Source organism: Sphingomonas oryzagri, assembly GCF_029906645.1.
Classification (GTDB): domain Bacteria; phylum Pseudomonadota; class Alphaproteobacteria; order Sphingomonadales; family Sphingomonadaceae; genus Solisphingomonas; species Solisphingomonas oryzagri.
Window position 1 is genome coordinate 2,676,730 of the sequence record NZ_JARYGZ010000001.1, and the last position, 21,184, is coordinate 2,697,913.

Consider the following 21,184-nt stretch of genomic DNA (forward strand, 5'->3'; position numbering starts at 1 on the left):
TTATGGGTAGCGACGACGCTCTCTTCGGCATTCACGGCACGGCGCTGCAGATCCGTTCGCAGCGCATGTCGATGCTGGCCTCCAACATCGCCAATGCGGCGACGCCGGGCTTCAAGGCCCGCGATATCGACTTCAACAAGGCGCTCGACGCCGCCACCAGCCAGCAGGCCGGCTCCGTCGACGACGCAGTGGAAAGCAATGTCGGCTATCGCGTGCCGGTCGAAAGCTCACTGAACGGCAACACCGTCGAGCTGCCGGTCGAGCAGACCCAGTTCGCGGAGAATGCGGTCCAGTACAAGACCACGCTCCAGTTTCTGCAGGGCCGTGTCGACACGGTGATGCAGGCACTCAAGGGAGATCAGTGATGAGCACCCCCATGTCGGTGTTCGACATCGCCGGACGCGCGATGTCGGCGCAGATCGTGCGGCTGAACACCGTCGCCTCCAACATGGCCAACGCCGGCACCGTCTCCGGTTCCGAAGCGACCGCCTATCGCGCGCTGAAACCGGTTTTCCAGCAGGTTTCGGACGCTCCGGGCGTCTCGACCGTGAAAGTGACGCAGGTCGTCCAGTCCAACACCCAGCCGACCAAGCGCCACGACCCCGACAACCCGCTGGCCGACAAGGACGGCAACGTCTGGGACGCGGGCGTCGATAGCGCCGCCGAGCTGGTCGATATGATCGAGACCCAGCGCCAGTACCAGAACAACGTCCAGGTCATGCAGACCGCCAAGCAGCTCACCCTCGACACTCTGAGGATCGAAAAATGACCACCACCACCGACACCTCGAACTCCTACCTCAGCAGCCTGTACGGCACGTCCTCGTCCTCTTCTTCGTCCAGCACGGCGACGACGGGCAGCGACACGATCGACCAGGCCGGCTTCCTCAAGCTGCTCACCGCGCAGATGACGATGCAGGATCCGACCGCGCCGATGGATTCCAACACCATGGTGCAGCAGATGAGCCAGATGTCGGAGGTGCAGGGCATCACCGAGATGAACACCTCGCTGCAGTCGCTCGCCTCCGAGATGGAAGGCAACCGCATCGGCGACGCCGCCAGCTGGATCGGCAAGGCCGCCCTGCTCTCCTCCTCCACCGCGCAGCCGCTCACCAACGGCGGTTACGCCGGCGAGATCACGCTGCCGTCGGCCGCCAGCAACATGAACGTCAGCCTCGTCGATAGCACCGGCAAGACGGTCTACACCCAGACGCTCACCAACCAGGCGGCCGGCACGGTCGATTTCGCGTGGGACGGCAAGCTGTCCGACGGCACGCAGGCGAGCGGCCCGCTAACCGTGAAGGTTTCGGCGAGCGGCACCTCGGGCACGATCAACCCGACCGTATCGACCTGGGCCACGATCACCGGCGTCAACTCGCCGGCCGGCGGCAGCTCTGCACAGCTCACCACCACGCTGGGCACGGTCGCGCCCACCGACGTCCTCAGCCTGTCCTGATCCCCTTTTCCGCAGGAGCCCTGACCCATGACCAGCTTCTACACCTCGCTCTCCGGCCTCAACGCCGCCCAGACCGACCTCAACGTCACCTCGAACAACATCGCCAACGTGGGCACCAACGGCTTCAAGTCGTCGAGCGCGCAATTCTCGGACGTGATCTCCTCCTCGCTGTTCCAGGCGGGTGACTCGGTGATCGGCCAGGGCACGCGCACCAAGAGCATCACCCAGTCCTTCACCCAGGGTTCCGAGCAGACCACCGGCCAGAGCCTCGACCTGATGATCTCGGGCCAGGGCTTCTTCGTGACGCAGGCGCAGGGTACCGGCGGGCAGGTCAACTTCACCCGCACCGGCAGCTTCAATCTCGACGCGACGACCGACAACGTGGTCGATTCGAACGGCAATGCGCTGCAGGTGCTGCCGGTCGACCAGCTCGGCAACATCACCGCGACGGGCGCCGCTGCGATGAAGACGCTGCACGTTCCGCCGACCAACGGCACCGCGAAGGCGACCACCGAGGTCGACCTCTCGATGACCTTCCCGAGCGACTCCGCCACGCTGAGCGATGCGAGCTTCAACAAGAACGATGCGAGCACCTATAACGGCACCAGCTCGACCACGGTCTATGACTCGGCCGGCAACGCCATCCCGGCGACGGTCTATTACGTCCACACCCAGGCGACCACGACCAACGACGACGGCACGGTTTCCGGAACGTCGCAGTGGGTGGCGCACACCTATATCGGCGATCAGGAAGTCTTCCCGTCGGGCAGCACCACCCCGCCGACGCTGACCTTCGACGCCAGCGGCACGCTGACCTCGCCGACCGGCGCGGTCACCTACGGTGCGGTCACGCCGACCGGCGCGTCCGCCCCGATGGCCGTCAGCTTCAACTACGGCACCGCCACGCAGGAGGGCAGCTTCGCCCTGCAGACCGTCACGGGCAGCCAGAACGGCAACACGATCGGCCAGCTTTCCGACCTCACCGTCGGCGCCGATGGTGTCGTCACCGCCACCTATTCGGACGGTTCGTCGCAGAAGCTGGGCGCGGTCGCGCTCGCCAACTTCACCAATCCGGACGGGCTGAAGCAGATGGGCAGCACCAACTGGCAGGCGACCGGAACGAGCGGCGCGGCGCAGATCGGCGCGGCCGGCGGCAACAGCACGATCGCGCAGGGCGAGCTGGAGATGTCGAACGTCGATCTCTCCGCGCAGCTCGTCAACCTGATCTCGGCGCAGCGCAACTTCCAGGCGAACGCCAAGGCGATCGATACCGACAAGCAGATGGTCGATTCGATCATCCAGGTCATCAACTGATAGCGGCGCGCTGAAGGAAGTCGGACGATGGACCAGCTGATCTACACCTCGCTGTCCGCGATGCGGGCGCTGATGCAGAAGCAGGCGATCACGGCGAACAACCTCGCCAACGTCAACACGACCGGCTTCCGCGGCGACATGACCAATGCGCAGGCGGTGTACCTCCCATCCAACGGAGGCATCTCCGCCCGCGCACAGGCCGCCGACAGCAAGGACTCCTCCGACATGGACGCCGGCGCCAACGTCGCCACCGGCCGCGATCTCGACATCGCGATGGACGGCGACGCGCTGCTCGGCGTCCAGGCCACCGACGGTACCGAGGCCTATACCCGCCGCGGCGACCTCCAGGTGGCGGACAGCGGCCTGCTCACCACCGGCGACGGTCTGCCGGTGATGGGCGACAGTGGCCCGATCACGCTGCCGCCCGCGGACAGCGTGCGCATCGACAAGACCGGCGTGGTCTGGATCGTGCCGCAGGGCGGCGATCCCAACCAGCCGCAGCAGATGGGCCATCTGAAGCTCGTCTCCGCCAAGGGATCGCAGGTCGAGAAGGGTGACGACGGCCTGTTCCACGTCGCCAATGGCGGCGCGCTGCCCTCCGATCCCAATGCCCGCATCACCTCGGGCACGCTGGAGGGATCGAACGTCTCGGTCACCAGGACGCTGACCGACATGATCGATGCCAGCCGCGCCTGGGAAACCCAGGTGAAGATGCTGGCCGGCGCCAAGGAGATGGACACCTCCACCGCGCAGCTGATGGACATGAACGGCCAGTAACCCTTCAAGGGTTCAAAACTGGCACGTTTGTTGCTTCGATAGACCCGATACCGCTTCACACAGGGATCCGATCCGATGACCACCGCCGCCCTCCATGTCGCCCGCACCGGCCTCGACGCTCAGCAGGAGCGGATGCAGGTCATCGCGAACAACATCGCGAACGTGAACACCACGGGTTTCAAGCGCGACCGCGCTAACTTCGAGACGCTGGCCTACCAGTATATCACCGCGCCGGGCGCCACCTCGGCGGGCGACGACAAATATACGCAGGGCACCGCGCTCGGCGGCGGCGTGAAGCTCGCCGGCACCTCGCGCTCGGACGTGCAGGGTTCGATCAACCAGACCGGCAACGCGCTCGACGTCGCTATCCAGGGGGCGGGCTTCTTCCAGATCCAGCAGCCGGACGGCACCACCGCCTATACCCGCGACGGCAACTTCTCGGTTTCGGCCGAGGGGCAGATCGTGACGCAGGACGGCCGCCCGCTGGTTCCCAACATCCAGATCCCCGACGGCGCCACCAACATCACGATCGGCGCCGACGGCACGGTCTCCGCGACCACCGCCGGTTCCACCGCCTCCACCCAGCTTGGCAAGATCCAGCTGGCCAGCTTCGTCAACCCGACGGGCCTGCAGTCGGTCGGCAACAACATGCTGATCCAGACCGACGCATCCGGTGATCCGCAGCAGGGCGATGCCGGCACCGATGGCCGCGGCACGATCGAGCAGGGCGCGCTGGAAGCCTCCAACGTTAACGTCGTGGAAGAGCTGGTCGACATGATCGAGACCCAGCGCGCCTACGAGGTCAACTCGAAGATGATCAAGGCAACGGACGAGATGCTCCAGTTCGCCAACCAGAACATGTGATCGGACGGAAGATCCACACGATGATCCGCACCTTCGCCCTTTCCGCCAGCCTGCTCGGTCTCGCCGCGACGCTCGCCGTCGCGACGCCCGCCGATGCGCGCAAGAAGAAGCAGGACAATCAGGTCACCGATTTCACGGCGACCATGCCTGCCGCTCCCGTCGCCCCGCCGGCGGACGGCGCGATCTTCCACGCTTCCTATGGCTATGCGGCGCTGACCTCCGGCGCGCGCGCCGCGATGGTCGGCGATCTCGTCACGATCCAGCTGGTCGAGGCGACGCAGGCGCAGAAGAGCAATTCGGCCGACACTACGCGCACGAGCAATATCGGCCTCACCCCGCCGACCACCGGCCCGCTGTCCTTCTTCTCGTCGACCGACGCGTCGATGGGCGGATCGGGCACGTTCAAGGGCAAGGGCGACGCCGCCCAGTCCAACGCGCTGACCGGCAACATCACGGTCACCATCGCGCAGGTGCTGCCCAACAACGTCTATCTGATCCGCGGCGAGAAGCACCTGACGCTGAACCGCGGCGACGAGGTGATCCAGATCGCCGGCCTGATCCGCGCGGCGGACATCGACTCGACCAACACCGTGCTCTCCACCCGCGTGGCGAACGCGCAGATCAACTACACCGGCAAGGGCGAGATCGCGCGTGCCAGCACACAGGGCTGGCTCGGTCGCTTCTTCTCGCGCGTCAGCCCCTTCTGAGGACCTGAGACGTGAAGCGCCTTCTCCTCCTCGCCCTGGCTGCCTTCGGGCTTGCCGCCGCCCCCGCGCACGCCGACCGGATCAAGGATCTCGGCCAGTGGCAGGGTCTGCGCACCAACCAGCTGACCGGCTACGGCATCGTCGTCGGCCTCTCGGGCACGGGCGACGACAGCCTCGAATACACCACCTATGCGATGAAGGGCGTCGCGTCGCGCTTCGGTCTGCAGATCCCGCCGGGCATCGTTCCGGCGAACAAGAATGCGGCGGCCGTGATGATCACCGCCGATCTGCCCGCCTTCGCCAAGCCCGGCCAGGTGCTCGACATCACGGTCTCGGCGCTGGGCAAGGCCAAGAGTCTGCGCGGCGGCACGCTGATCATGGCGCCGATGTACGGTGCCGACGGCCAGGTCTATGCGATGGCGCAGGGCAACCTCGCGGTCGGCGGCCTCGGCGTGTCGGCGGCGGACGGATCGAACGTCGTCGTCAACGTGCCGACGGCGGGCCGCATCCCGAACGGGGCCACGGTCGAAAAATCGGTCGACGCCGGCTTCGCCACATCGCCGACGATCAACTTCAACCTCGGCGAGGCGGATCTGACCACCGTCCAGCGCGTCGCCGCCGCGATCAATCGGGTGATGGGCCCCGGCCACGCCGAGGCGATCGACGCGACCACCGTCGCCATCCAGGCGCCTCCCGGTGCCGAGAGCCGCACCGCGCTGATGGCCCGGCTGGAGGACCTCGATGTCGATCCGGCCGACGCCGCCGCGCGCGTGGTCGTTAATGCCCGGACCGGAACGGTCGTTATCAACGGTGCGGTCCGCATCGCGCCGGCCGCCGTCAGCCACGGAAAGCTCACGGTGAAGGTCGACGAAAAGCCGCAGGTCTCTCAGCCAGCCCCCTTCTCGCAGGGGCAGACCGCGGTCGTGCCGAACAGCGCGATCGGGGTGGAGGAGAAGAATTCTCCGATGTTCCTCACCGGCGGCTCCAGCCTGTCGGACATCGTGAAGGCTGTGAACGCCATCGGTGCGTCCCCCGCCGACCTCGTCGCCATCCTCGAAGCGCTGAAGCAAGCCGGCGCCATGAAAGCGGACTTGATCATCCTATGATCCAGGCAATCCCAACCCTCGCCAGCGCCACGCAGCCTTCCAAGGCCGACGCGGACAAGGCCAAGCTGAAGACGGCTGCGCAGCAGTTCGAAGCGGTCTTCCTGCGCCAGATGATCGGCACGATGCGCCAGGCCAGCCTCGGCGACGGCATGTTCGACAGCGAGGCGACCCAGCAGTTTCAGGACATGGCGGACAGCAAGACCGCCGATGCCATGTCGCAGAAGGGCGTGCTGCACCTCGCCGACCTGCTGGAGAAGCAGCTCGGCGCCACCGTCGCCAAGCAGGCCGGCGCGACGACGACGGCTGCCGCCGCCGCCACCGCCAAGCCCGACGTCACCAGCCTCGCCACCGCGAAGGTGGCCACCGGAGCCCCGTCATGAGCGACCTTCTCGGCATCGGCGCATCGGGCGTCCGCTCGTACCAGACCGCCTTGTCCGCGATCGGCCAGAACGTGTCGAACGCGGATACGCCCGGCTATACGCGCCGCACCGTCACGCTGACCGAGAATTACGCCGCCAATGGCGGGTTGACCTCCACCGACACGACGCAGTTCAACGGCGTCTCGACGGCGTCGGTGAACCGCGCCTGGAACGACTATCAGGCGCAGGCGTCGCGATCGGCGGCGGGTGAGGCCGGTAGCGCCGACGCCATCTACACCTGGCTGTCCAACGCCGAGACCTCGCTGAACGATACCGCCAACGGCGTCGGCCAGAGCGCGACGGCCTTCTTCTCGGCCGGCACGGCGCTGGCCGGCGATCCCAACAGCACCGCCAACCAGCAGAGCTTCCTGTCGACGCTCAGCCAGACAGCGACCGCGTTCAACACCACCGCCAGCTCGCTCGCCAGCGTGTCGAGCGGGATAGCGACCGATGCGACGACGACCGTCCAGAGCATCAACTCGACGCTCGACCAGATCGACAAGATCAACCTGCAGCTGAAGTCATCGCAGACCGGCTCGTCGCAGGCCGCCGATCTCGCCGACCAGCGCGACAGCCTGCTCGACAGCCTGTCGAGCAATATCGGCATCAACGTCTCGCTGGACGACAAGGGCGCCGCGACGGTGACGCTGGCCAATACCAGCCAGCAGCTCACCGCCTCGGTCGGCACCGCCGGCACGCGCTTCGCCGTCACCTCGGGCGCCAACGGCGCGCTGGCGTTGCAGGCGATCCAGAACGGCGCCTCGACGTCGGTCACCAACCCCGGCGGCAAGCTCGGCGGACTGGTCCAGAGCGCGTCCACCGTCGCCGATCGCCGCACCCAGCTCGACAAGATGGCGTCGGACTTCACCGCCGCCGTCAACGCCTGGCAGGCGCAGGGCCAGACGTCGTCCGGCGCGACCGGCGGCGCGCTGCTCTCCGGCACCACCGCCGCGACGATCAAGATCACCACCAGCGATACCAGTACCATCGCGTCCGCGTCGTCGAGCGCGTCGAACGGCAATCTGCTCACCCTCTCCAGCCTGCAGGGGTCGACCGGCCTCGAGCAGACATGGAGCAGCATGGTGACGGTGCAGGGCCAGGCGGTCGCGTCCGCCAAGTCGGCCGACACGGCGGCGACCTCCGTCGCATCGTCGACGATGGACGCGCGCAACGCGACCAGCGGCGTCGACCTCAACACCGAGGCGGCCGAGCTGATCCGTTACCAGCAGGCCTATAGCGGCGCGGCCAAGGTCATCCAGACCGCGCAGACCACCATGCAATCCATCCTCGACCTGTTCTGAGGCTAGGGACCGATGCTCAACACCAGCTACTCGCTCACGTCGCAGATCCAGAACCAGCAGGCGCTGGAGAACCAGATCTCGGACCTCAACTACGACATCTCGTCGCAGGTGAAGGTGCACGTCGCCTCGGACGATCCGGCGGCGGCGGCTCAGATCGCGCAGATCGGCCGCCAGCAGTCGGCCAACGCCGTCTATACGAGCAACGTCACCAACGCGAAGGCGACCACCTCGCTGGTCGATACGAGCCTGTCGAGCATCCAGACCTCGGTGCAGCGCGCCAAGGAACTGATGCTGAGCGCGTCGAACGGCACGATGTCGGCGGACGACCGCACCGCCGCGATCACCGAGCTGCAGGGCATCCAGCAGAGCCTGCAGACGGCATCGCAGGCCACCGACGCATCGGGCAACCCGCTCTACGCCAAGGGTTCGCCCACCCAGATCCCGATCGGCGACGGCGTCACCATCGCGGCGGGCGAAAGCTATGACGACGTGTTCGGATCGGTTTCGCTCAGCAACGGCGGCACCCAGAGCCTCGACACCATCCTGAGCAACGCGATCTCGTCCTTGCAGGGCGACAGCAGCGGCACGCTGGACCAGACCGCGGTCAACAGCGCGATGGACGCGCTCGACGACGCCTCCACCCACATTTCCAGCGCCCAGTCCGATCTCGGCGTGCGCGAGACGCGGCTCAACAATGCGACCGACGACCTCGCCAACAGCGCGACCAACCTCACCACGTCGCGCTCGGCGCTGGAAGATACGGACGTCACCGAAGCCTATACCCAGATGCAGCAGAAGATGACGATCCTCAACGCCGCGCAATCGATGCTGGCGCAGATCAGCAAGACATCGCTGTTCGACAAGCTGAGCTGATCTTCATTCTCCCCCGCCAGGGGGAGGTGGCGTCCGTAGGGCGTCGGAGGAGCAGCTAGCGATGCTGCCTCTACAGTTCCGCCGTCCTCCCCTCCGTCACGCTACGCGTGCCACCTGCCCCTGGCAGGGGAGGATTTCGACACAATTAGACCATCCGCCATGTGAAAAATCACGGTTACGACGCCGCTAACTTCACCTTTCGTTTGCACCTTGCGGAGTAGGACGAAGGCTACCGCCCAGGCGTCTCAACAGGGGTTCAGCAGGAAATGTTCGCAGCGATCGGCCTCGTGGTCCTTCTCGTCATGGTGTTCGGCGGTTTCGCCTTCACCGGCGGCGACCTGCACCCCGTGCTCGAATCGATCCCGCACGAGATGATCATCATCGGCGGCGCCGCCGTCGGCGCGATCGTCGCGGGCAATTCGATGAAGGAGCTAAAGCAGTTCGGCGGCGGCCTCGGCAAGATCTTCAAGGGGCCGAAATACAAGAAGCAGGATTTCCTCGACACCATCTTCCTCACCTCGTCGCTGATGAAGATGCTGCGCACCGACGGCCCGGTGGCGGTCGAACCGCATATCGAGGATCCCAAGTCCTCGACGGTGTTCGTCAACTATCCCAAGCTGCTCAAGGATTCGACGCTGGTCCACCTGATCTGCGACACGCTGCGCCTGGTCGTGGTGTCGTCGGGCACGCTCGATCCGCACGCGGTCGAGGAGGTGATGGACAACAGCCTCAAGACCCACCACCACGATGACATCCGCCCCGCCGACATGCTGCAGTCGCTAGCCGACGCGCTCCCCGCGCTCGGCATCGTCGCGGCCGTGCTCGGCGTGGTGAAGACGATGGGCTCGATCGACAAGCCGCCGGCCATCCTCGGCGCGATGATCGGCTCGGCGCTGGTCGGCACCTTCATGGGCGTGCTGCTCGCCTACGGCATCGTCGCGCCGTTCGGCAACCGCTGCCGCCAGGTGATCGAGAGCGACGCCGCCATCTATCATGTGGTCAAGCAGATCATCATCGCCTCGCTCCACGGCCATCCGCTGCCGCTGGTGATCGAGGCGGCGCGTTCCTCCATCAGCCACGCGAACCAGCCGGCCTTCGCCGACGTGTTCGACGGCATGAGGGGCCGCTAAGCCATGGCCAGCGCCGCCAAGCGCGGCCGGAACGAACCGGTCGAGCCGCCCAAGATCGTTATCGTCAAGAAGATCACTGGCGAAGGCCATGGCGGCCATCACGGCGGCGCGTGGAAGGTCGCCTATGCCGACTTCGTGACGGCGATGATGGCCTTCTTCCTGCTGCTGTGGATTCTCGGCGCCACCACCGAGAAGCAGCGCAAGGGCATCGCCGACTATTTCTCGCCCACGCTCGTCGAGATGCGGGAGAAGTCGGCCGGCTCGAACGGGCCGTTCGGCGGCGATTCGATCATCTCGAAGGACAATTACGCGCACCGCGCCTCGCAGACCGGCTCCAAGTCGATCACGATCCCCAAGGACGCATCGGGCGGCCAGAAGGAAGGCGCGGCCGCGATCCGCACACGCGACCGGGTACGCTTCAACATGCTGAAGCAGAAGCTCCAGCAGCAGATGAAGGCCAACAAGGCGACCAACGGCCTCGACCAGCATGTCCGTTTCTCCGAGACGCCAGAGGGCCTGCGCATCGACATCGTCGACGGCGCCGACTTCTCGATGTTCGCGCTCGGATCGGATCAGCTCGTGTCGCGCGCTCAGAATCTGATCCAAGAGGTCTCGCAGACCATCGCGACCGTGCCCAACGGCGTGATCGTGCGCGGCCATACCGACGGCCTGCCCTATGCGGCCGGGCGCACGGTGAACAACTGGACGCTCTCCTCCGCGCGCGCCGAGGCGACGCGCAAGGCGCTGGCCGGTGGCGGCGTCGCCAATGATCGCTTCCTGCGCATCGAGGGCGTGGCCGATCGCGAACCCTATCTGGGCGCGACCGATGCCTACGACCCGCGCAACCGCCGCATGTCGATCACGCTCGCCTGGACCGATGGCGGCGCGGACGAGAGCGACGTGAAGGCGATGCAGGCGCAGATCGGCGGAGCGGCCGGCGGCGGCACGAACGACGCCCGCCCCGAGGACCAGCCGCGCGGCTTCATCGGCCACTGAGCCGTAACGATCGGAACGGGGAGCGAGGCTTCCCGTTGAATCCCGCGACCGAGGGAGACCGATCATGTCAAAATACACGCCGCGCAATGAGCAGGGCGATCACCGCATCCTCAAGGACGATCCGCAGGCGATCGCGCTTCTGAAGGACGAGCATCACAAGTTCCGCGAACTGTTCGACAAGGCCGAAGACGCGGAAGGCGAAGCGCTCGTGAAGATCGCCCGCGAGCTGACACTGCGTCTCGCCATCCACATGACGATCGAGGAGGAACTGCTCTATCCGGCCGTCAAGGATCTCGGCGAGGAGGAAAAGGGCGAGGTGGACGAGGGCATCGTCGAACACGGTTCGGGCAAGGTGCTGTGCGCGGAAATCGAACAGCTCGACGGCACCGAGGAACTGTTCAAGTCCAAGGTCCACGTGCTCGGCGAGGAGACCGTCCACCATATCGACGAGGAGGATGAGGAACTGTTCGAGACCGCCAAGCAGGCGGCCAGGGACGGCAAGGTCGATCTCGACGAACTCGGCCGCAAGATGCGCGCGCGACAGGCGGAACTCTACCGGCAAGTCGAGGAGACGGGCGAGATGGGCGTCACCCATGAGGCCGAGGTCGAGGAAGTGCCGAGCGTCTAGCCTCTCGCCAAGCCGTCGCCGCTTCGGCATAGGCGGCGGCATGGCACGCATCGCATATGTCAACGGCAGCTTCGTTCCGCTCGACGAGGCGAAGGTCTCGATCCTCGATCGCGGATTTCTCTTCGCGGACGGCATCTACGAGGTGACGGCTGTGCTGGACGGGAAGCTGATCGACACGCCGCGCCACATGGCCCGGCTCGAACGCTCCGCCCGCGAGATCGGGATGAGGCTGGCCGAGACGCCCGATCGGATCGAGGCGATCGAGCAGGAACTGATCGCGCGCAACGACCTGACCGAAGGCGTCGTCTATCTGCAGGCGACACGGGGCATGGAGGATCGCGACTTCCTCCCCTCCCCCGATCTCGCGCCCACACTGGTGATGTTCACGCAGGCCAAGGCGCTGGTCGACAGCCCCGTGGCCCGCACCGGTATCGCCGTCGCCACCGTGCCGGACATCCGCTGGGGCCGCCGCGACATCAAGAGCGTGATGCTGCTCGCGCAGGTGCTCGCCAAGCAGGAGGCGCAGCGCAAGGGGGCCGCCGATGCGTGGCTGGTCACCGAGGACGGTCTGGTGACGGAGGGGGCGTCCTCCACCGCCTGGATCGTCACGCAGGACGGCACGCTCGTCACCCGCTCCAAGTCGCACATCACCCTGCCCGGCTGCACCGGCGACGCGCTCGCCGATCTGATCGCCGAAATGGGGCTGACGATCGATTTCCGTCCCTTCTCGGTCGAGGAAGCGCTGGCCGCGAAGGAGGCGTTCAACAGCGCCGCCGGATCGCTGATCCTGCCTATCGTCTCGATCGACGGCCACCCGGTCGGCACCGGCACGCCCGGCCCGGTCACCACGCGCCTGCGAGACCTCTATATCGAACACGCGCGCCGCTGAGGCGGAACGGCAGGCCAGCCCGAGGGTTTCGGTTGCGAAACCTTCCAAGGAGCCTGCTCATGTCCCGCACTGTCGCCGAAATCATCGTCGAGACGCTGGAGCAGGCGGGCGTCAAGCGCTGCTACGGCGTGCCGGGCGACACCCTGAATCACGTCACCGATGCGATCCGCGACAGTTCGATCCGCTGGGTGCATGTCCGGCACGAGGAAGCGGGCGGCTTCGCGGCCGGCGCCGACGCGATGCTCACCGACGAACTCGCCGCCTGCGCGGGATCGTGCGGACCGGGCAGCCTGCACTTCATCAACGGCCTCGCCGAAAGCCACCGCAACCGCGCGCCGGTGGTGCTGATCGCCAGCCAGATCGTGCGCGATGAGCTCGGCTTCGATTTCCCGCAGGAGATCGACTTCAAGGCGGTCTATGCCTCGGTGAGCGTCTTCTGCGAGGAGATCCGCACGCCGGCGCAGGCCCGCCGCAAGACGGCGATGGCGGCGCAGGCGGCTTTGGCGAAACGCGGCGTCGCGGTGCTGATCGTGCCCGCCGACGTCTCGGCCTCGACGGCCCCCGCCGAACCGGCCTTCGCCGTGCACCGCGCACAGCCGGTCACCATCCCCTCGGACACCGAGCTGGACCGCATCGCCACCGCGCTCAATCGCGGCGGCAAGATCGCCATCTACGGCGGCTCGGGCTGCCAGAAGGCTCATGACCCGGTGATCGCGCTGGCCGAGCGGCTGGGCGCGCCCGTCGCCCACACATCGCGCGCCAAGGATTTCCTCGAACCCGCCAACCCGTTCGACGTCGGCATGACCGGCATCTTCGGGATCGAGAGCGGCTATCACGCGCTCAAGGAATGCAACACGCTGCTGCTGCTCGGCTGCGATTTCGCGTGGCGGCAATTCTATCCCGACAATGCCACGATCATCCAGATCGATGCCGATGGCACCCATCTCGGCCGCCGGCATCCGATCGACATCGGCGCGGTCGGCGACATCGCGCCGACGCTCGACGCGCTACTGCCCCGCATCCGCGCACGGGACGAGCGCGCTTTCCTCGACGAGTGCCTGGAACATCGCAGGAAAGCGCTGGCGCGGCTGGAGAAGCGCTCCGTCACCGGCAAGGGCGGCGCGATCCATCCGCAATATCTGACCGAGACGATCTCGCGCCTCGCCGCCCCCGATGCGATCTATACGGCGGATGGCGGCTCGCCGATGGTCTGGTGCCTGCGCCACGTCGCGGCGACCGGCGCCAATCGAACGGTGATCTCGCTCACCCACGGCACGATGGCCAACGCCATGCCGCAGGCGCTGGGCGCCAAGGCCGCCTACCCCGACCGGCAGGTGATCGCGCTGTCCGGCGACGGCGGCATCTCGATGCTGATCGGCGATCTGCTGACCGCCGTGCAGGAGAAACTGCCGATCAAGGTCTGCGTGTTCGACAACAGCTCGCTGGGCTTCGTCGAGCTGGAACAGAAGGTGGAAGGCCTGATCGAGACCTATACCGATCTCCACAACCCCGATTTCGCACGCGTGGCCGAGGCGATGGGCCTCTGGGGCCGCCGCGTCGAACAGGGTGACGATGTCGAGGCGGCGGTGCGGGACTGGCTCGCGGCGCCCGGCCCGGCCCTACTGGACGTCGTGGTCGACAAGAACGAACTGGTCATGCCGCCGAAGATCGAGGCGAGCCAGGTGTTCGGCATGTCGCTCTACGGCGCGAAGGCGGTGCTGGGAGGCAGGGCCAAGGACGTGTTCGGCCTGATCAAGGAGAATCTGCTGAACTAGGCAGGTTCTGGCGCCGTCTGAGGCTCCGCGCGGGGTGTGGCGGCGATGATCGCCATCGCCGTCAGCCCCGTCATCACCGAGACGACGAAGGCCGCGCCCGGAAAGTAGAAGGGCGCGTGCGGGCCGGTGAACCAGGCGAGCGGCTGCGCCAGCATGAATGGCGCCAGGATCGCGCCCAGCGCGCCGACGCTGGCGTTGAGGCCCTGCAGCTCGCCCTGCTGGTCGGCCGCGACCCGCTTCGACATCATCGCCATCAATGAGGGCTGGACGAGGCTCTGGAAGGCGCTCACCGCCAGTAGGCAGAAGACGATCGCGGTCGATCGGGTCAGCGCGTAGCCGGCGAAGGCCAGACAGGCCGCGGTCAGACCGATCATCACCGCGCGCCGCTCGCCGAAGCGCTTCACGATGCGGCCGACCAGCAGCATCTGCACCGTCGCCATGCCGAGGCCGGAGACGGCGAGCGAAAGCCCGATCACCCCGCTCGACCAGCCGAAGCTCGCGATCGCGTAATAGGCCCAGGTCACCGGATAGACCATCACCGCCAGCTGCCAGAAGAAATAGGCCGCGACGAGCGGCAGCACCGCCGGGGCGTGGCCGATCGCCTTCAGCGCGCCGAGCGGGTTGAGCCGCTTCAGCTCCAGCGTACGGCGTCGTTCGGGCGGCAGCGTCTCGGGAAAGACGGTGAGGCCGTAGACGAAGTTCAAGGCCGCCAGCGCTGCCGCCGCGTAGAAGGGCCATCGCGGACCGATCCCGCCGAGCAGCCCGCCGAGCGCCGGGCCGACCACGAAGCCGATGCCGAACGCCGCGCTGATCTGGCCGAACGCCTTGGCGCGATCCTCCGCGCTCGAAATGTCGGCGAGCGCGGCCATGGCGGGCGCATAGGAGGCACCGAAGATGCCGGCGAGGAAGCGGCCGAGGAACAGCCAGCCGATCGAGGGTGAGAAACCCAGTACCAGATAATCGAGCGCCATGCCGCCGAGCGAGCCGAGCAGCACCTTTCGCCGCCCGAACCGATCCCCCAGCCCGCCGATCAGCGGCCCGCACACGAATTGCACGACGGCATAGGTCTGCCACAGCCACCCGCCGATCCGCGTCGCTTCGGACAGCGTCCCGTGATCGAGCTTCATGATCAAAGTCGGCAGCACCGGCATGATGATGCCGAAGCCGATCGCATCGATGAAGATCGTCGCCGCAACGAATCGCGCGGCACTGGCGGACGAGGGTCGGCCGTTCACGCTGAAGCCCCCCTCAGGCTTTCGGTAACGCTGGAGCGGGTGAAGGGAATCGAACCCTCGTCGTAAGCTTGGGAAGCTTCTGCTCTACCATTGAGCTACACCCGCCCGGCGGGACCGCTTGCCACAGGCGGGGCTTGGCGGTCAACGCACAGTCTCGCGCAAATTTTTTGGCAGGCCATGTCACATCCCGGCCGGGCCGCCTCGTCTTGTCGGTGTGCGTGCAGGGTGCACGCTTCGGAGACAGACCATGACACAGCGTGTCCGCAACTATTACAATTTCGCCCCCGCCAGCATCAAGGCGATGATGGCGCTGGAGCAGAGCTTCGCCGACAGCGGCATCGAGGCGACGATCCAGCATCTGGTCAAGCTGCGCGCCTCGCAGATCAACGGCTGCGCCTTCTGCATCCACATGCACGCGACCGACCTGCGCAAGATGGGCGAGAGCGAGATGCGGCTGTATATGCTGGATGCGTGGCACGAATCCTCGCTCTACAGCCCCCGCGAGCGCGCCGCTTTGGCGTGGACCGAGGCGCTGACCCGCGTCGCCGACACCCATGCGCCGGACGCCGATTACGACATCCTCAAGGGCGCGTTCAGCGAAGCCGAGCAGGTGCAGCTGACCCTGATGATCGGCGCGATCAACGCCTGGAACCGGCTGGCGATCGGCATGCGCGCCGATCATCCGGTCGAGCGTGCCCGTGAAGTCGCCTGACGCGACGTCGCAAGTGTTCGAGGCGCAGCGGCCGCGGCTGCTGCGCCTCGCCTATCGCATGCTCGGCTCGCTCGCCGAGGCCGAGGATGTCGTGCAGGATGCGTGGCTGCGCTGGTCGCGCGTCGAGCTGTCGGTCGATCAGCCGGCCGCCTATCTCACGCGGATCGTGACGCGGCTGTGCCTCGACCAGATGCGCTCCGCCCGTGCCCGGCACGAAACCTATGTGGGGGCATGGCTGCCCGATCCGCTGGTCGGCCCGACCGAGGACGAGGATCAGGCCGACGACATCACGCTCACCCTGATGCTGGCGCTGGAGCGGCTTTCACCCCTGGAGCGCGCCGCGTTCCTGCTTCACGACGTGTTCGGCGTGCCGCTGGGCGATGTCGCCGGTACGCTGGATCGCGATGCGGCGGCGGTCCGCCAGCTCGCGTCGCGGGCGCGCCGGCACGTGCAGGAGGCGAAGCCGCGCTACGCGGTGGAACAGGCGGATGCGGAGCGGATCACCCGCGCCTTCTTCGTCGCCGCCCGCGACGGCGATGTCACCGGCCTGCGCACGATGCTGGCGGAGGACGTGGTGCTGTATTCGGACGGCGGCGGGAAGGTGCTCGCCTTCCACAATCCGATCCGGGGACTGGCGAAGATGCTCCGTCTGTTCGCAGGGCTGGCGCGCAAGCACGCCTATCGCCCCGAATTGCTGCGCCTCGCCACGATCGACGGCCTGCCTGGTTATGTCAGCATTGATCGCGGCCAGTTGCTGCAGACGACGGCGCTCGACATCCGCGACGGCCGCATCGTCGGCATCTACATCACCCGCAACCCCGACAAGCTCGGCCATGTGGCAGCGCTTGTCGGGAAGGAGTGAGCAGCCTCAGGCGATCGTGGGCACGATGCCGCCCTCTGCACGGATCGCGGCACCGTTTGTGACGGCGGCGAGCGGGCTGGCGAGAAAAGTCACCATCGCACCGATCTCATCCGCCTCGATGAAACGCTTGATCAGCGACAGCGGGCGCATCTTCTCGAAGAACAACGTTTCGGCTTCCTCGTCGGACTTCGCCTCGGGCAGCACACTTTTGACGAAATCGACGATGCCTTCCGAACGCGTCGGCCCCGGCATCACCGTGTTGACCGTCACGCCCGTACCCTTGGTCTGCTGGGCGAGGCCGCGCGCGATGGCGAGCTGGGCGGTCTTGGTGGTGCCGTAGTGGATCATCTCCTCGGGAATGACGAGCGAGCTTTCGGACGAGATGAAGATCACCCGCCCCCAATCCTTCGCCAGCATCTTCGGGAAATAGTGGCGGGCGAGCCGCGCGCCGGAGACGACGTTGACCTCGAACAGATGGTGCCAGTCGGCATCGCTGATGTCGGTGAAGGCCTTGGCTTCGTAGATACCGAGGTTGTTGACGAGGATGTTGGCCTCCGGAACGGCGGCGATGAGCGCGGCGGCGCCTTCGGCCGTGGCGGGATCGGCGAGGACCGGGTTGACTTTGCCAACCTTGGCGATCTGCTCGGCGGCGGCGTCGAGCTTGGATTGGCTGCGGCCGGTTATCGTGACCTCGACGCCCTCGGCGGCAAGCCGCTCGGCGATGGCAAGGCCAATGCCGGCGGTCGATCCGGTGACGATGGCGGTCTTGCCGGTGAGTTTCAGATCCATGGGGAAGCTCCTTTGGTTTGGCACCGGAGGTAGGCGGCGCCCGCATCGCGACAAGCCGCGCCGGGCGTGATTTTCTAGGGTGCCCCCAAACCGATTTTGCCTCTTGCCGCCGCGTCGCTCAAGCGACATGCGATGCCCATCTTCAGCGAAAGGGTCCGCCATGCCGTACAAGCCCCGCCGCAGCGCGCTCTACATGCCGGCCTCCAACGCCAAGGCGATCGCCAAGGCGCGCACGCTCGATTGCGATGTGGTTATCCTCGATCTGGAGGATGCCGTGGCCCCTGATGCCAAAGCGGTGGCACGCGAACAGGCCGTCGCAGCGGTGCGCGAGGGCGGCTTCGGATCGCGCGAACTGGTGATCCGGGTGAACGGCCTCGACACCGAATGGGGTGCGGACGATCTGGCGGCGACGGCGGCCGTCGCCCCGGACGCGATCCTCGCGCCCAAGGTCAGCACGGCGGACGACGTGCGGCGCTATGCCGGACATCTCGGTGGTCGCGCGATTCCGCTCTGGGCGATGGTGGAAACCGCGCTGTCTCTGTTCCGGCTCGATGCGATCGCCGCGACCGCGCCCGAGACGGGGCTGGCCGGCTTCGTGATCGGCACCAACGATCTCGCCAAGGAAACCGGGGCGCATCTCGATACGCTGCGCACCCCCTTCGTCAGCGCGCTCGGCCTCGCGGTGGCGGCGGCGCGCGCTTACGGGCTGATCGTTCTCGACGGCGTCTACAACGATCTCGACGATGACGAGGGTTTCGCGGTGCAGGCGCGGCAGGCCGTCACCTTCGGCTTCGACGGCAAGACGCTGATCCACCCGCGCCAGATCGATCCGTGCAACCGCGCCTTCACGCCGGACGCCGCCGCGCTCGACTGGGCGCGCACGATCATCGCCGCCTTCGCGCTGCCCGAAAACGCCTCGAAGGGCGCGATCCGGGTCGATGGCCGGATGGTCGAGCGGCTGCACCTCGCACAAGCCGAACGCACCGTCGCGATGGCCTGAGCGCCCGCCCCTCAGTAACCGGACATCGAGAAAGGCCGATCCGCCTTCGCCGTCGCCCACGTCTTGTTGGGCGTGGCCGACATGGTGAAGCGCAGCTCGCCGCCCGCCTCGATATCGGCGTGGGTGATGAAACCCTTCGTCAGCGGCTTCCCGTTCAGCGTGACCTTGCCGACATAGGGGTGCGCATCCCCCAGCCCCTCGGTCACGATCGCGAAGCGCTTGCCATTGGGTAGATTGAGCGTGGCGTGATCGACGAAGGGACGGCCGATCACATATTGCAGGCTGCCCGGCGTCACCGGGTAGAAGCCGAGGCCGGTGAACATCAGCCATGCCGACATCTGCCCGAGATCGTCATTGCCCTCGAACCCGTCGGGCGTCGGCTTGTACTGGCTGTCGACGATCTGCTTCAGCCGCTCCTGCGTGCGCCAAGGCTGGCCGGCGTAGCTGTAGAGATAGGCGACCGAATGGCTCGGCTCGTTGCCGTGGATATACTGGCCGATCAGGCCGGCGATATCCTCGGAGCTTGAGTAATCGAGCTTGCTGTTGTCGTAGCCGAACATCGCGTCGAGCTTGGCGACGGTCTTCGCATCGCCGCCGAGCGCGCGGATCAGGCCGCCTTCGTCCTGCGGCATGAACCAGCTATATTGCCACGCATTGCCCTCCGTGTAGTCGGAGCCGTATTTGATCGAGACGGGATCGAACGGCTCGCGGAACTTGCCGTTGGAGAGCCGGGCGCGAACCCAGCCGGTCTTGGGGTCGAAGCCGTTGCGCCAGTTGCCCGCACGCTTGGTGAAGGTGGCGGCGATGTCGGCCTTGCCCATCGCCTTGGCCATCTGCGCGATGGTCCAGTCGTCATAGGCGTACTCGACCGTCTTGGACGCGGCCTCCGGCTCCTTGTCGATCGGGACGTAGCCGAGCTTCATGTAATCGACGAGGCCGCCATAGGGGCCGTAGGTGGCGCTCGCGACCATCGCCTTCAGCGCCTCGTCCGCATCGAAGCCCTTGATGCCCTTGAGGTAAGCGTCGGCGATGACGGGGACGGCGTGGTAGCCGATCATGCACCACGTCTCGCGGCCCTGATATTGCCAGACGGGGAGGATGCCGAACGGACTCTGCTTCTGGCTCTCGACCAGCGAGCGGATGAAGTCGGCGTTGGTCTTCTCGGGCTGGATGATGGTGAGCAGCGGATGCTCGGCGCGGAACGTATCCCACAGCGAGAAGGTCGAGCGGAAGGTGAAGTCCTTCGCCTCGTGCACCTGATTGTCGGTGCCCCGGTAGCGCCCGTCCACGTCGCTCGCCACCGAAGGCGCCAGCAGCGCGTGGTAGAGCGCGGTGTAGAGGTTGGTCTTCATCGCCGTCGGGGCATCGAGATCGACGGCGCCCAGCGCCTGCTCCCAAGCGGCTTTCGTCTTGGCACGAACGGCGTCGAAATCGCCCGGCTCGCTGTCGAGATTGGCGATCGCGCCCGCCTCGTCCACCGAGGAAATGGCGACCTTCACCTCCAGCGGCTTGGCCAGCGTGCCGAAATCGAACCGGGCGACGATCGCGCGGCCCTGCAGCTCGGCGAGGTCGTCGGTGCCCCGCCCCGGCCCCTGGAAGCCCTTGTAGGCGACGTCGGTCTCGGTACTGACGAAGGCGTGGTCCTTCAACGGCGCGGAGAAGCGCATCGCGAAGCACAGCACCCGGTCCGGCGCCCAGCCGCGCGTCTGGCGGCAGCCGGTGATCGTACCGTCGGGCCGCAGTCGGATCGACGACCACAGCGTCTTGCCCGGATAATTGTAGAGCGAGGTACGCAGGTCGAGAATCAGGTGCGCGGCGTCGCCCGACTGGAAGGTGTAGCGATGCACGCCGATCCGCGTGCCAGCCGCCATCTCGGCGCGGACATGCGCGTCGGAGAGGGTGACGGCGTAGTAGCCGGGGTGCGCCTCCTCGGTCTTGTGATCGAAGCGCGAGCGGTAGCCGGAACCGGGCTTGGCCGGATCGCCCGGTTCCAGCAGCACGGTGTCGCCCGAGACAGGCATGACGAGGAAATCGCCGAGATCGCTATGCCCTGCGCCCGAGAAATGGGTGTGACTGAAGCCCTGGATGGTCGGATCGTCATATTGATAGCCCGCCGCGTGGGCGTAGCAGGCGCGGATCACGCAGCTGGTGTCGGTGTCGGGCGAAAGCTGCACCATCCCGAACGGGGCCGACGCGCCCGGATAGGTGTGGCCGCCACCGCTGGTGCCGATCATCGGATCGACCGCATCGTAGCCCGGCGAGGCGAAAGCCGGCGCGGCGAGGATCAGGGCCAGAGCAGAAAGGGCGACGGAAGCGAGGGGACGGACGCTGGACATGCCCGCCCTTACAGCA

Annotated in this window: 22 protein-coding genes and 1 tRNA gene; 19 read left to right on the forward strand and 4 right to left on the reverse strand. The window is 66.7% G+C overall.

Annotated features, from left to right (window positions below; all coding sequences use genetic code 11):
• Positions 1-2: 2 nt before the first annotated feature.
• The 16 genes from flgB (at position 3) to QGN17_RS13000 (ending at position 14,234) form a co-directional block, all read left to right on the forward strand.
• Positions 3-365: a flagellar basal body rod protein FlgB gene (gene flgB / locus QGN17_RS12925; RefSeq protein ID WP_281044890.1), complete on the forward strand. Its 363-nt coding sequence runs from the start codon at positions 3-5 to the stop codon at positions 363-365.
• Positions 365-769 (forward strand): flagellar basal body rod protein FlgC, encoded by a 405-nt coding sequence (gene flgC, locus QGN17_RS12930; RefSeq protein ID WP_281044891.1) that lies wholly within the window; start codon positions 365-367, stop codon positions 767-769. The genes flgB and flgC overlap by 1 nt, the downstream gene beginning before the upstream one ends.
• Positions 766-1,455: a flagellar hook assembly protein FlgD gene (locus QGN17_RS12935; protein WP_281044892.1), complete on the forward strand. Its 690-nt coding sequence runs from the start codon at positions 766-768 to the stop codon at positions 1,453-1,455. The genes flgC and QGN17_RS12935 overlap by 4 nt, the downstream gene beginning before the upstream one ends.
• Before the next feature lie 27 nt (positions 1,456-1,482).
• Positions 1,483-2,769 (forward strand): flagellar hook protein FlgE, encoded by a 1,287-nt coding sequence (locus QGN17_RS12940; RefSeq protein WP_281044893.1) that lies wholly within the window; start codon positions 1,483-1,485, stop codon positions 2,767-2,769.
• Positions 2,770-2,796: 27 nt separating this feature from the next.
• The gene (locus tag QGN17_RS12945; protein WP_281044894.1) at positions 2,797-3,546 is read left to right on the forward strand and encodes a flagellar basal body rod protein FlgF; all 750 of its coding nucleotides are present in this window, start codon (positions 2,797-2,799) and stop codon (positions 3,544-3,546) included.
• A gap of 75 nt (positions 3,547-3,621) precedes the next feature.
• On the forward strand, positions 3,622-4,410 hold the full coding sequence (flgG, locus tag QGN17_RS12950; protein ID WP_281044895.1) for a flagellar basal-body rod protein FlgG: 789 nt from the start codon (positions 3,622-3,624) through the stop codon (positions 4,408-4,410).
• Positions 4,411-4,430: 20 nt separating this feature from the next.
• The gene (locus tag QGN17_RS12955) at positions 4,431-5,117 is read left to right on the forward strand and encodes a flagellar basal body L-ring protein FlgH (RefSeq protein WP_281045219.1); all 687 of its coding nucleotides are present in this window, start codon (positions 4,431-4,433) and stop codon (positions 5,115-5,117) included.
• 11 nt (positions 5,118-5,128) lie between these two features.
• Positions 5,129-6,223 (forward strand): flagellar basal body P-ring protein FlgI, encoded by a 1,095-nt coding sequence (locus QGN17_RS12960; RefSeq protein WP_281044896.1) that lies wholly within the window; start codon positions 5,129-5,131, stop codon positions 6,221-6,223.
• Positions 6,220-6,603, forward strand: a complete 384-nt coding sequence (locus QGN17_RS12965) for a rod-binding protein (protein WP_281044897.1) — start codon at positions 6,220-6,222, stop codon at positions 6,601-6,603. Before QGN17_RS12960 ends, QGN17_RS12965 begins: the two co-directional genes overlap by 4 nt.
• The gene (gene flgK / locus QGN17_RS12970; RefSeq protein WP_281044898.1) at positions 6,600-7,943 is read left to right on the forward strand and encodes a flagellar hook-associated protein FlgK; all 1,344 of its coding nucleotides are present in this window, start codon (positions 6,600-6,602) and stop codon (positions 7,941-7,943) included. The genes QGN17_RS12965 and flgK overlap by 4 nt, the downstream gene beginning before the upstream one ends.
• Positions 7,944-7,955: 12 nt before the next feature.
• Positions 7,956-8,816, forward strand: a complete 861-nt coding sequence (locus QGN17_RS12975) for a flagellin (RefSeq protein ID WP_281044899.1) — start codon at positions 7,956-7,958, stop codon at positions 8,814-8,816.
• A 266-nt stretch (positions 8,817-9,082) separates the two neighbouring features.
• Positions 9,083-9,946, forward strand: coding sequence for a flagellar motor stator protein MotA (motA, locus tag QGN17_RS12980; RefSeq protein ID WP_281044900.1), 864 nt, complete (start codon positions 9,083-9,085; stop codon positions 9,944-9,946).
• Between the two features lie 3 nt (positions 9,947-9,949).
• A complete protein-coding gene (locus QGN17_RS12985; RefSeq protein ID WP_281044901.1) occupies positions 9,950-10,942 on the forward strand; it encodes a flagellar motor protein MotB in 993 nt (330 codons plus the stop codon).
• Positions 10,943-11,006: 64 nt separating this feature from the next.
• The gene (locus tag QGN17_RS12990; protein ID WP_281044902.1) at positions 11,007-11,570 is read left to right on the forward strand and encodes a hemerythrin domain-containing protein; all 564 of its coding nucleotides are present in this window, start codon (positions 11,007-11,009) and stop codon (positions 11,568-11,570) included.
• 40 nt (positions 11,571-11,610) lie between these two features.
• Positions 11,611-12,459 carry a D-amino-acid transaminase gene (locus QGN17_RS12995; RefSeq protein WP_281044903.1) on the forward strand — a complete coding sequence of 283 codons (849 nt, stop codon included), beginning with the start codon at positions 11,611-11,613 and terminating at the stop codon, positions 12,457-12,459.
• A gap of 59 nt (positions 12,460-12,518) precedes the next feature.
• A complete protein-coding gene (locus QGN17_RS13000) occupies positions 12,519-14,234 on the forward strand; it encodes a thiamine pyrophosphate-dependent enzyme (RefSeq protein ID WP_281044904.1) in 1,716 nt (571 codons plus the stop codon).
• Here the strand turns inward: QGN17_RS13000 and QGN17_RS13005 are convergent.
• A complete protein-coding gene (locus QGN17_RS13005) occupies positions 14,231-15,469 on the reverse strand; it encodes a TCR/Tet family MFS transporter (protein WP_281044905.1) in 1,239 nt (412 codons plus the stop codon). The genes QGN17_RS13000 and QGN17_RS13005 overlap by 4 nt on opposite strands.
• Positions 15,470-15,500: 31 nt before the next feature.
• Positions 15,501-15,574 (reverse strand) — tRNA-Gly (locus QGN17_RS13010).
• A gap of 142 nt (positions 15,575-15,716) precedes the next feature.
• On the opposite strand from QGN17_RS13010, the gene QGN17_RS13015 reads away from it, so the two are divergent.
• Entirely contained in the window at positions 15,717-16,181 is a 465-nt protein-coding gene (locus tag QGN17_RS13015) for a carboxymuconolactone decarboxylase family protein (RefSeq protein ID WP_281044906.1), read from the forward strand.
• Positions 16,168-17,043, forward strand: a complete 876-nt coding sequence (locus QGN17_RS13020) for a sigma-70 family RNA polymerase sigma factor (RefSeq protein ID WP_281044907.1) — start codon at positions 16,168-16,170, stop codon at positions 17,041-17,043. Before QGN17_RS13015 ends, QGN17_RS13020 begins: the two co-directional genes overlap by 14 nt.
• Positions 17,044-17,049: 6 nt before the next feature.
• On the opposite strand, the gene QGN17_RS13025 is transcribed toward QGN17_RS13020, so the two are convergent.
• Entirely contained in the window at positions 17,050-17,832 is a 783-nt protein-coding gene (locus tag QGN17_RS13025) for an SDR family NAD(P)-dependent oxidoreductase (RefSeq protein ID WP_281044908.1), read from the reverse strand.
• Positions 17,833-17,992: 160 nt separating this feature from the next.
• On the opposite strand from QGN17_RS13025, the gene QGN17_RS13030 reads away from it, so the two are divergent.
• Complete coding sequence (locus QGN17_RS13030) at positions 17,993-18,832, forward strand: HpcH/HpaI aldolase/citrate lyase family protein (protein WP_281044909.1); 840 nt, start codon at positions 17,993-17,995, stop codon at positions 18,830-18,832.
• Positions 18,833-18,843: 11 nt separating this feature from the next.
• Here QGN17_RS13030 and QGN17_RS13035 read toward each other — a convergent pair whose 3' ends face one another.
• Positions 18,844-21,168 carry a GH92 family glycosyl hydrolase gene (locus QGN17_RS13035; RefSeq protein WP_281044910.1) on the reverse strand — a complete coding sequence of 775 codons (2,325 nt, stop codon included), beginning with the start codon at positions 21,166-21,168 and terminating at the stop codon, positions 18,844-18,846.
• Positions 21,169-21,184 lie beyond the last annotated feature (16 nt).

What these genes read in the sequence shown, in the direction of transcription:
- QGN17_RS12935 (WP_281044892.1), top strand. Translation starts at nt 766, where the DNA reads ATGACCACCACCACCGACACCTCGAACTCCTACCTCAGCAGCCTGTAC.
- QGN17_RS13000 (WP_281044904.1), top strand. Translation starts at nt 12,519, where the DNA reads ATGTCCCGCACTGTCGCCGAAATCATCGTCGAGACGCTGGAGCAGGCG.
- QGN17_RS12985 (WP_281044901.1), top strand. Translation starts at nt 9,950, where the DNA reads ATGGCCAGCGCCGCCAAGCGCGGCCGGAACGAACCGGTCGAGCCGCCC.
- QGN17_RS12975 (WP_281044899.1), top strand. Translation starts at nt 7,956, where the DNA reads ATGCTCAACACCAGCTACTCGCTCACGTCGCAGATCCAGAACCAGCAG.
- QGN17_RS12945 (WP_281044894.1), top strand. Translation starts at nt 2,797, where the DNA reads ATGGACCAGCTGATCTACACCTCGCTGTCCGCGATGCGGGCGCTGATG.
- QGN17_RS12965 (WP_281044897.1), top strand. Translation starts at nt 6,220, where the DNA reads ATGATCCAGGCAATCCCAACCCTCGCCAGCGCCACGCAGCCTTCCAAG.
- QGN17_RS13030 (WP_281044909.1), top strand. Translation starts at nt 17,993, where the DNA reads ATGCCGTACAAGCCCCGCCGCAGCGCGCTCTACATGCCGGCCTCCAAC.
- QGN17_RS12955 (WP_281045219.1), top strand. Translation starts at nt 4,431, where the DNA reads ATGATCCGCACCTTCGCCCTTTCCGCCAGCCTGCTCGGTCTCGCCGCG.
- flgK (WP_281044898.1), top strand. Translation starts at nt 6,600, where the DNA reads ATGAGCGACCTTCTCGGCATCGGCGCATCGGGCGTCCGCTCGTACCAG.
- QGN17_RS12990 (WP_281044902.1), top strand. Translation starts at nt 11,007, where the DNA reads ATGTCAAAATACACGCCGCGCAATGAGCAGGGCGATCACCGCATCCTC.
- flgB (WP_281044890.1), top strand. Translation starts at nt 3, where the DNA reads ATGGGTAGCGACGACGCTCTCTTCGGCATTCACGGCACGGCGCTGCAG.
- QGN17_RS13035 (WP_281044910.1), bottom strand. Translation starts at nt 21,168, where the DNA reads ATGTCCAGCGTCCGTCCCCTCGCTTCCGTCGCCCTTTCTGCTCTGGCC.
- flgC (WP_281044891.1), top strand. Translation starts at nt 365, where the DNA reads ATGAGCACCCCCATGTCGGTGTTCGACATCGCCGGACGCGCGATGTCG.
- QGN17_RS13025 (WP_281044908.1), bottom strand. Translation starts at nt 17,832, where the DNA reads ATGGATCTGAAACTCACCGGCAAGACCGCCATCGTCACCGGATCGACC.
- motA (WP_281044900.1), top strand. Translation starts at nt 9,083, where the DNA reads ATGTTCGCAGCGATCGGCCTCGTGGTCCTTCTCGTCATGGTGTTCGGC.
- flgG (WP_281044895.1), top strand. Translation starts at nt 3,622, where the DNA reads ATGACCACCGCCGCCCTCCATGTCGCCCGCACCGGCCTCGACGCTCAG.
- QGN17_RS12940 (WP_281044893.1), top strand. Translation starts at nt 1,483, where the DNA reads ATGACCAGCTTCTACACCTCGCTCTCCGGCCTCAACGCCGCCCAGACC.
- QGN17_RS12995 (WP_281044903.1), top strand. Translation starts at nt 11,611, where the DNA reads ATGGCACGCATCGCATATGTCAACGGCAGCTTCGTTCCGCTCGACGAG.
- QGN17_RS13015 (WP_281044906.1), top strand. Translation starts at nt 15,717, where the DNA reads ATGACACAGCGTGTCCGCAACTATTACAATTTCGCCCCCGCCAGCATC.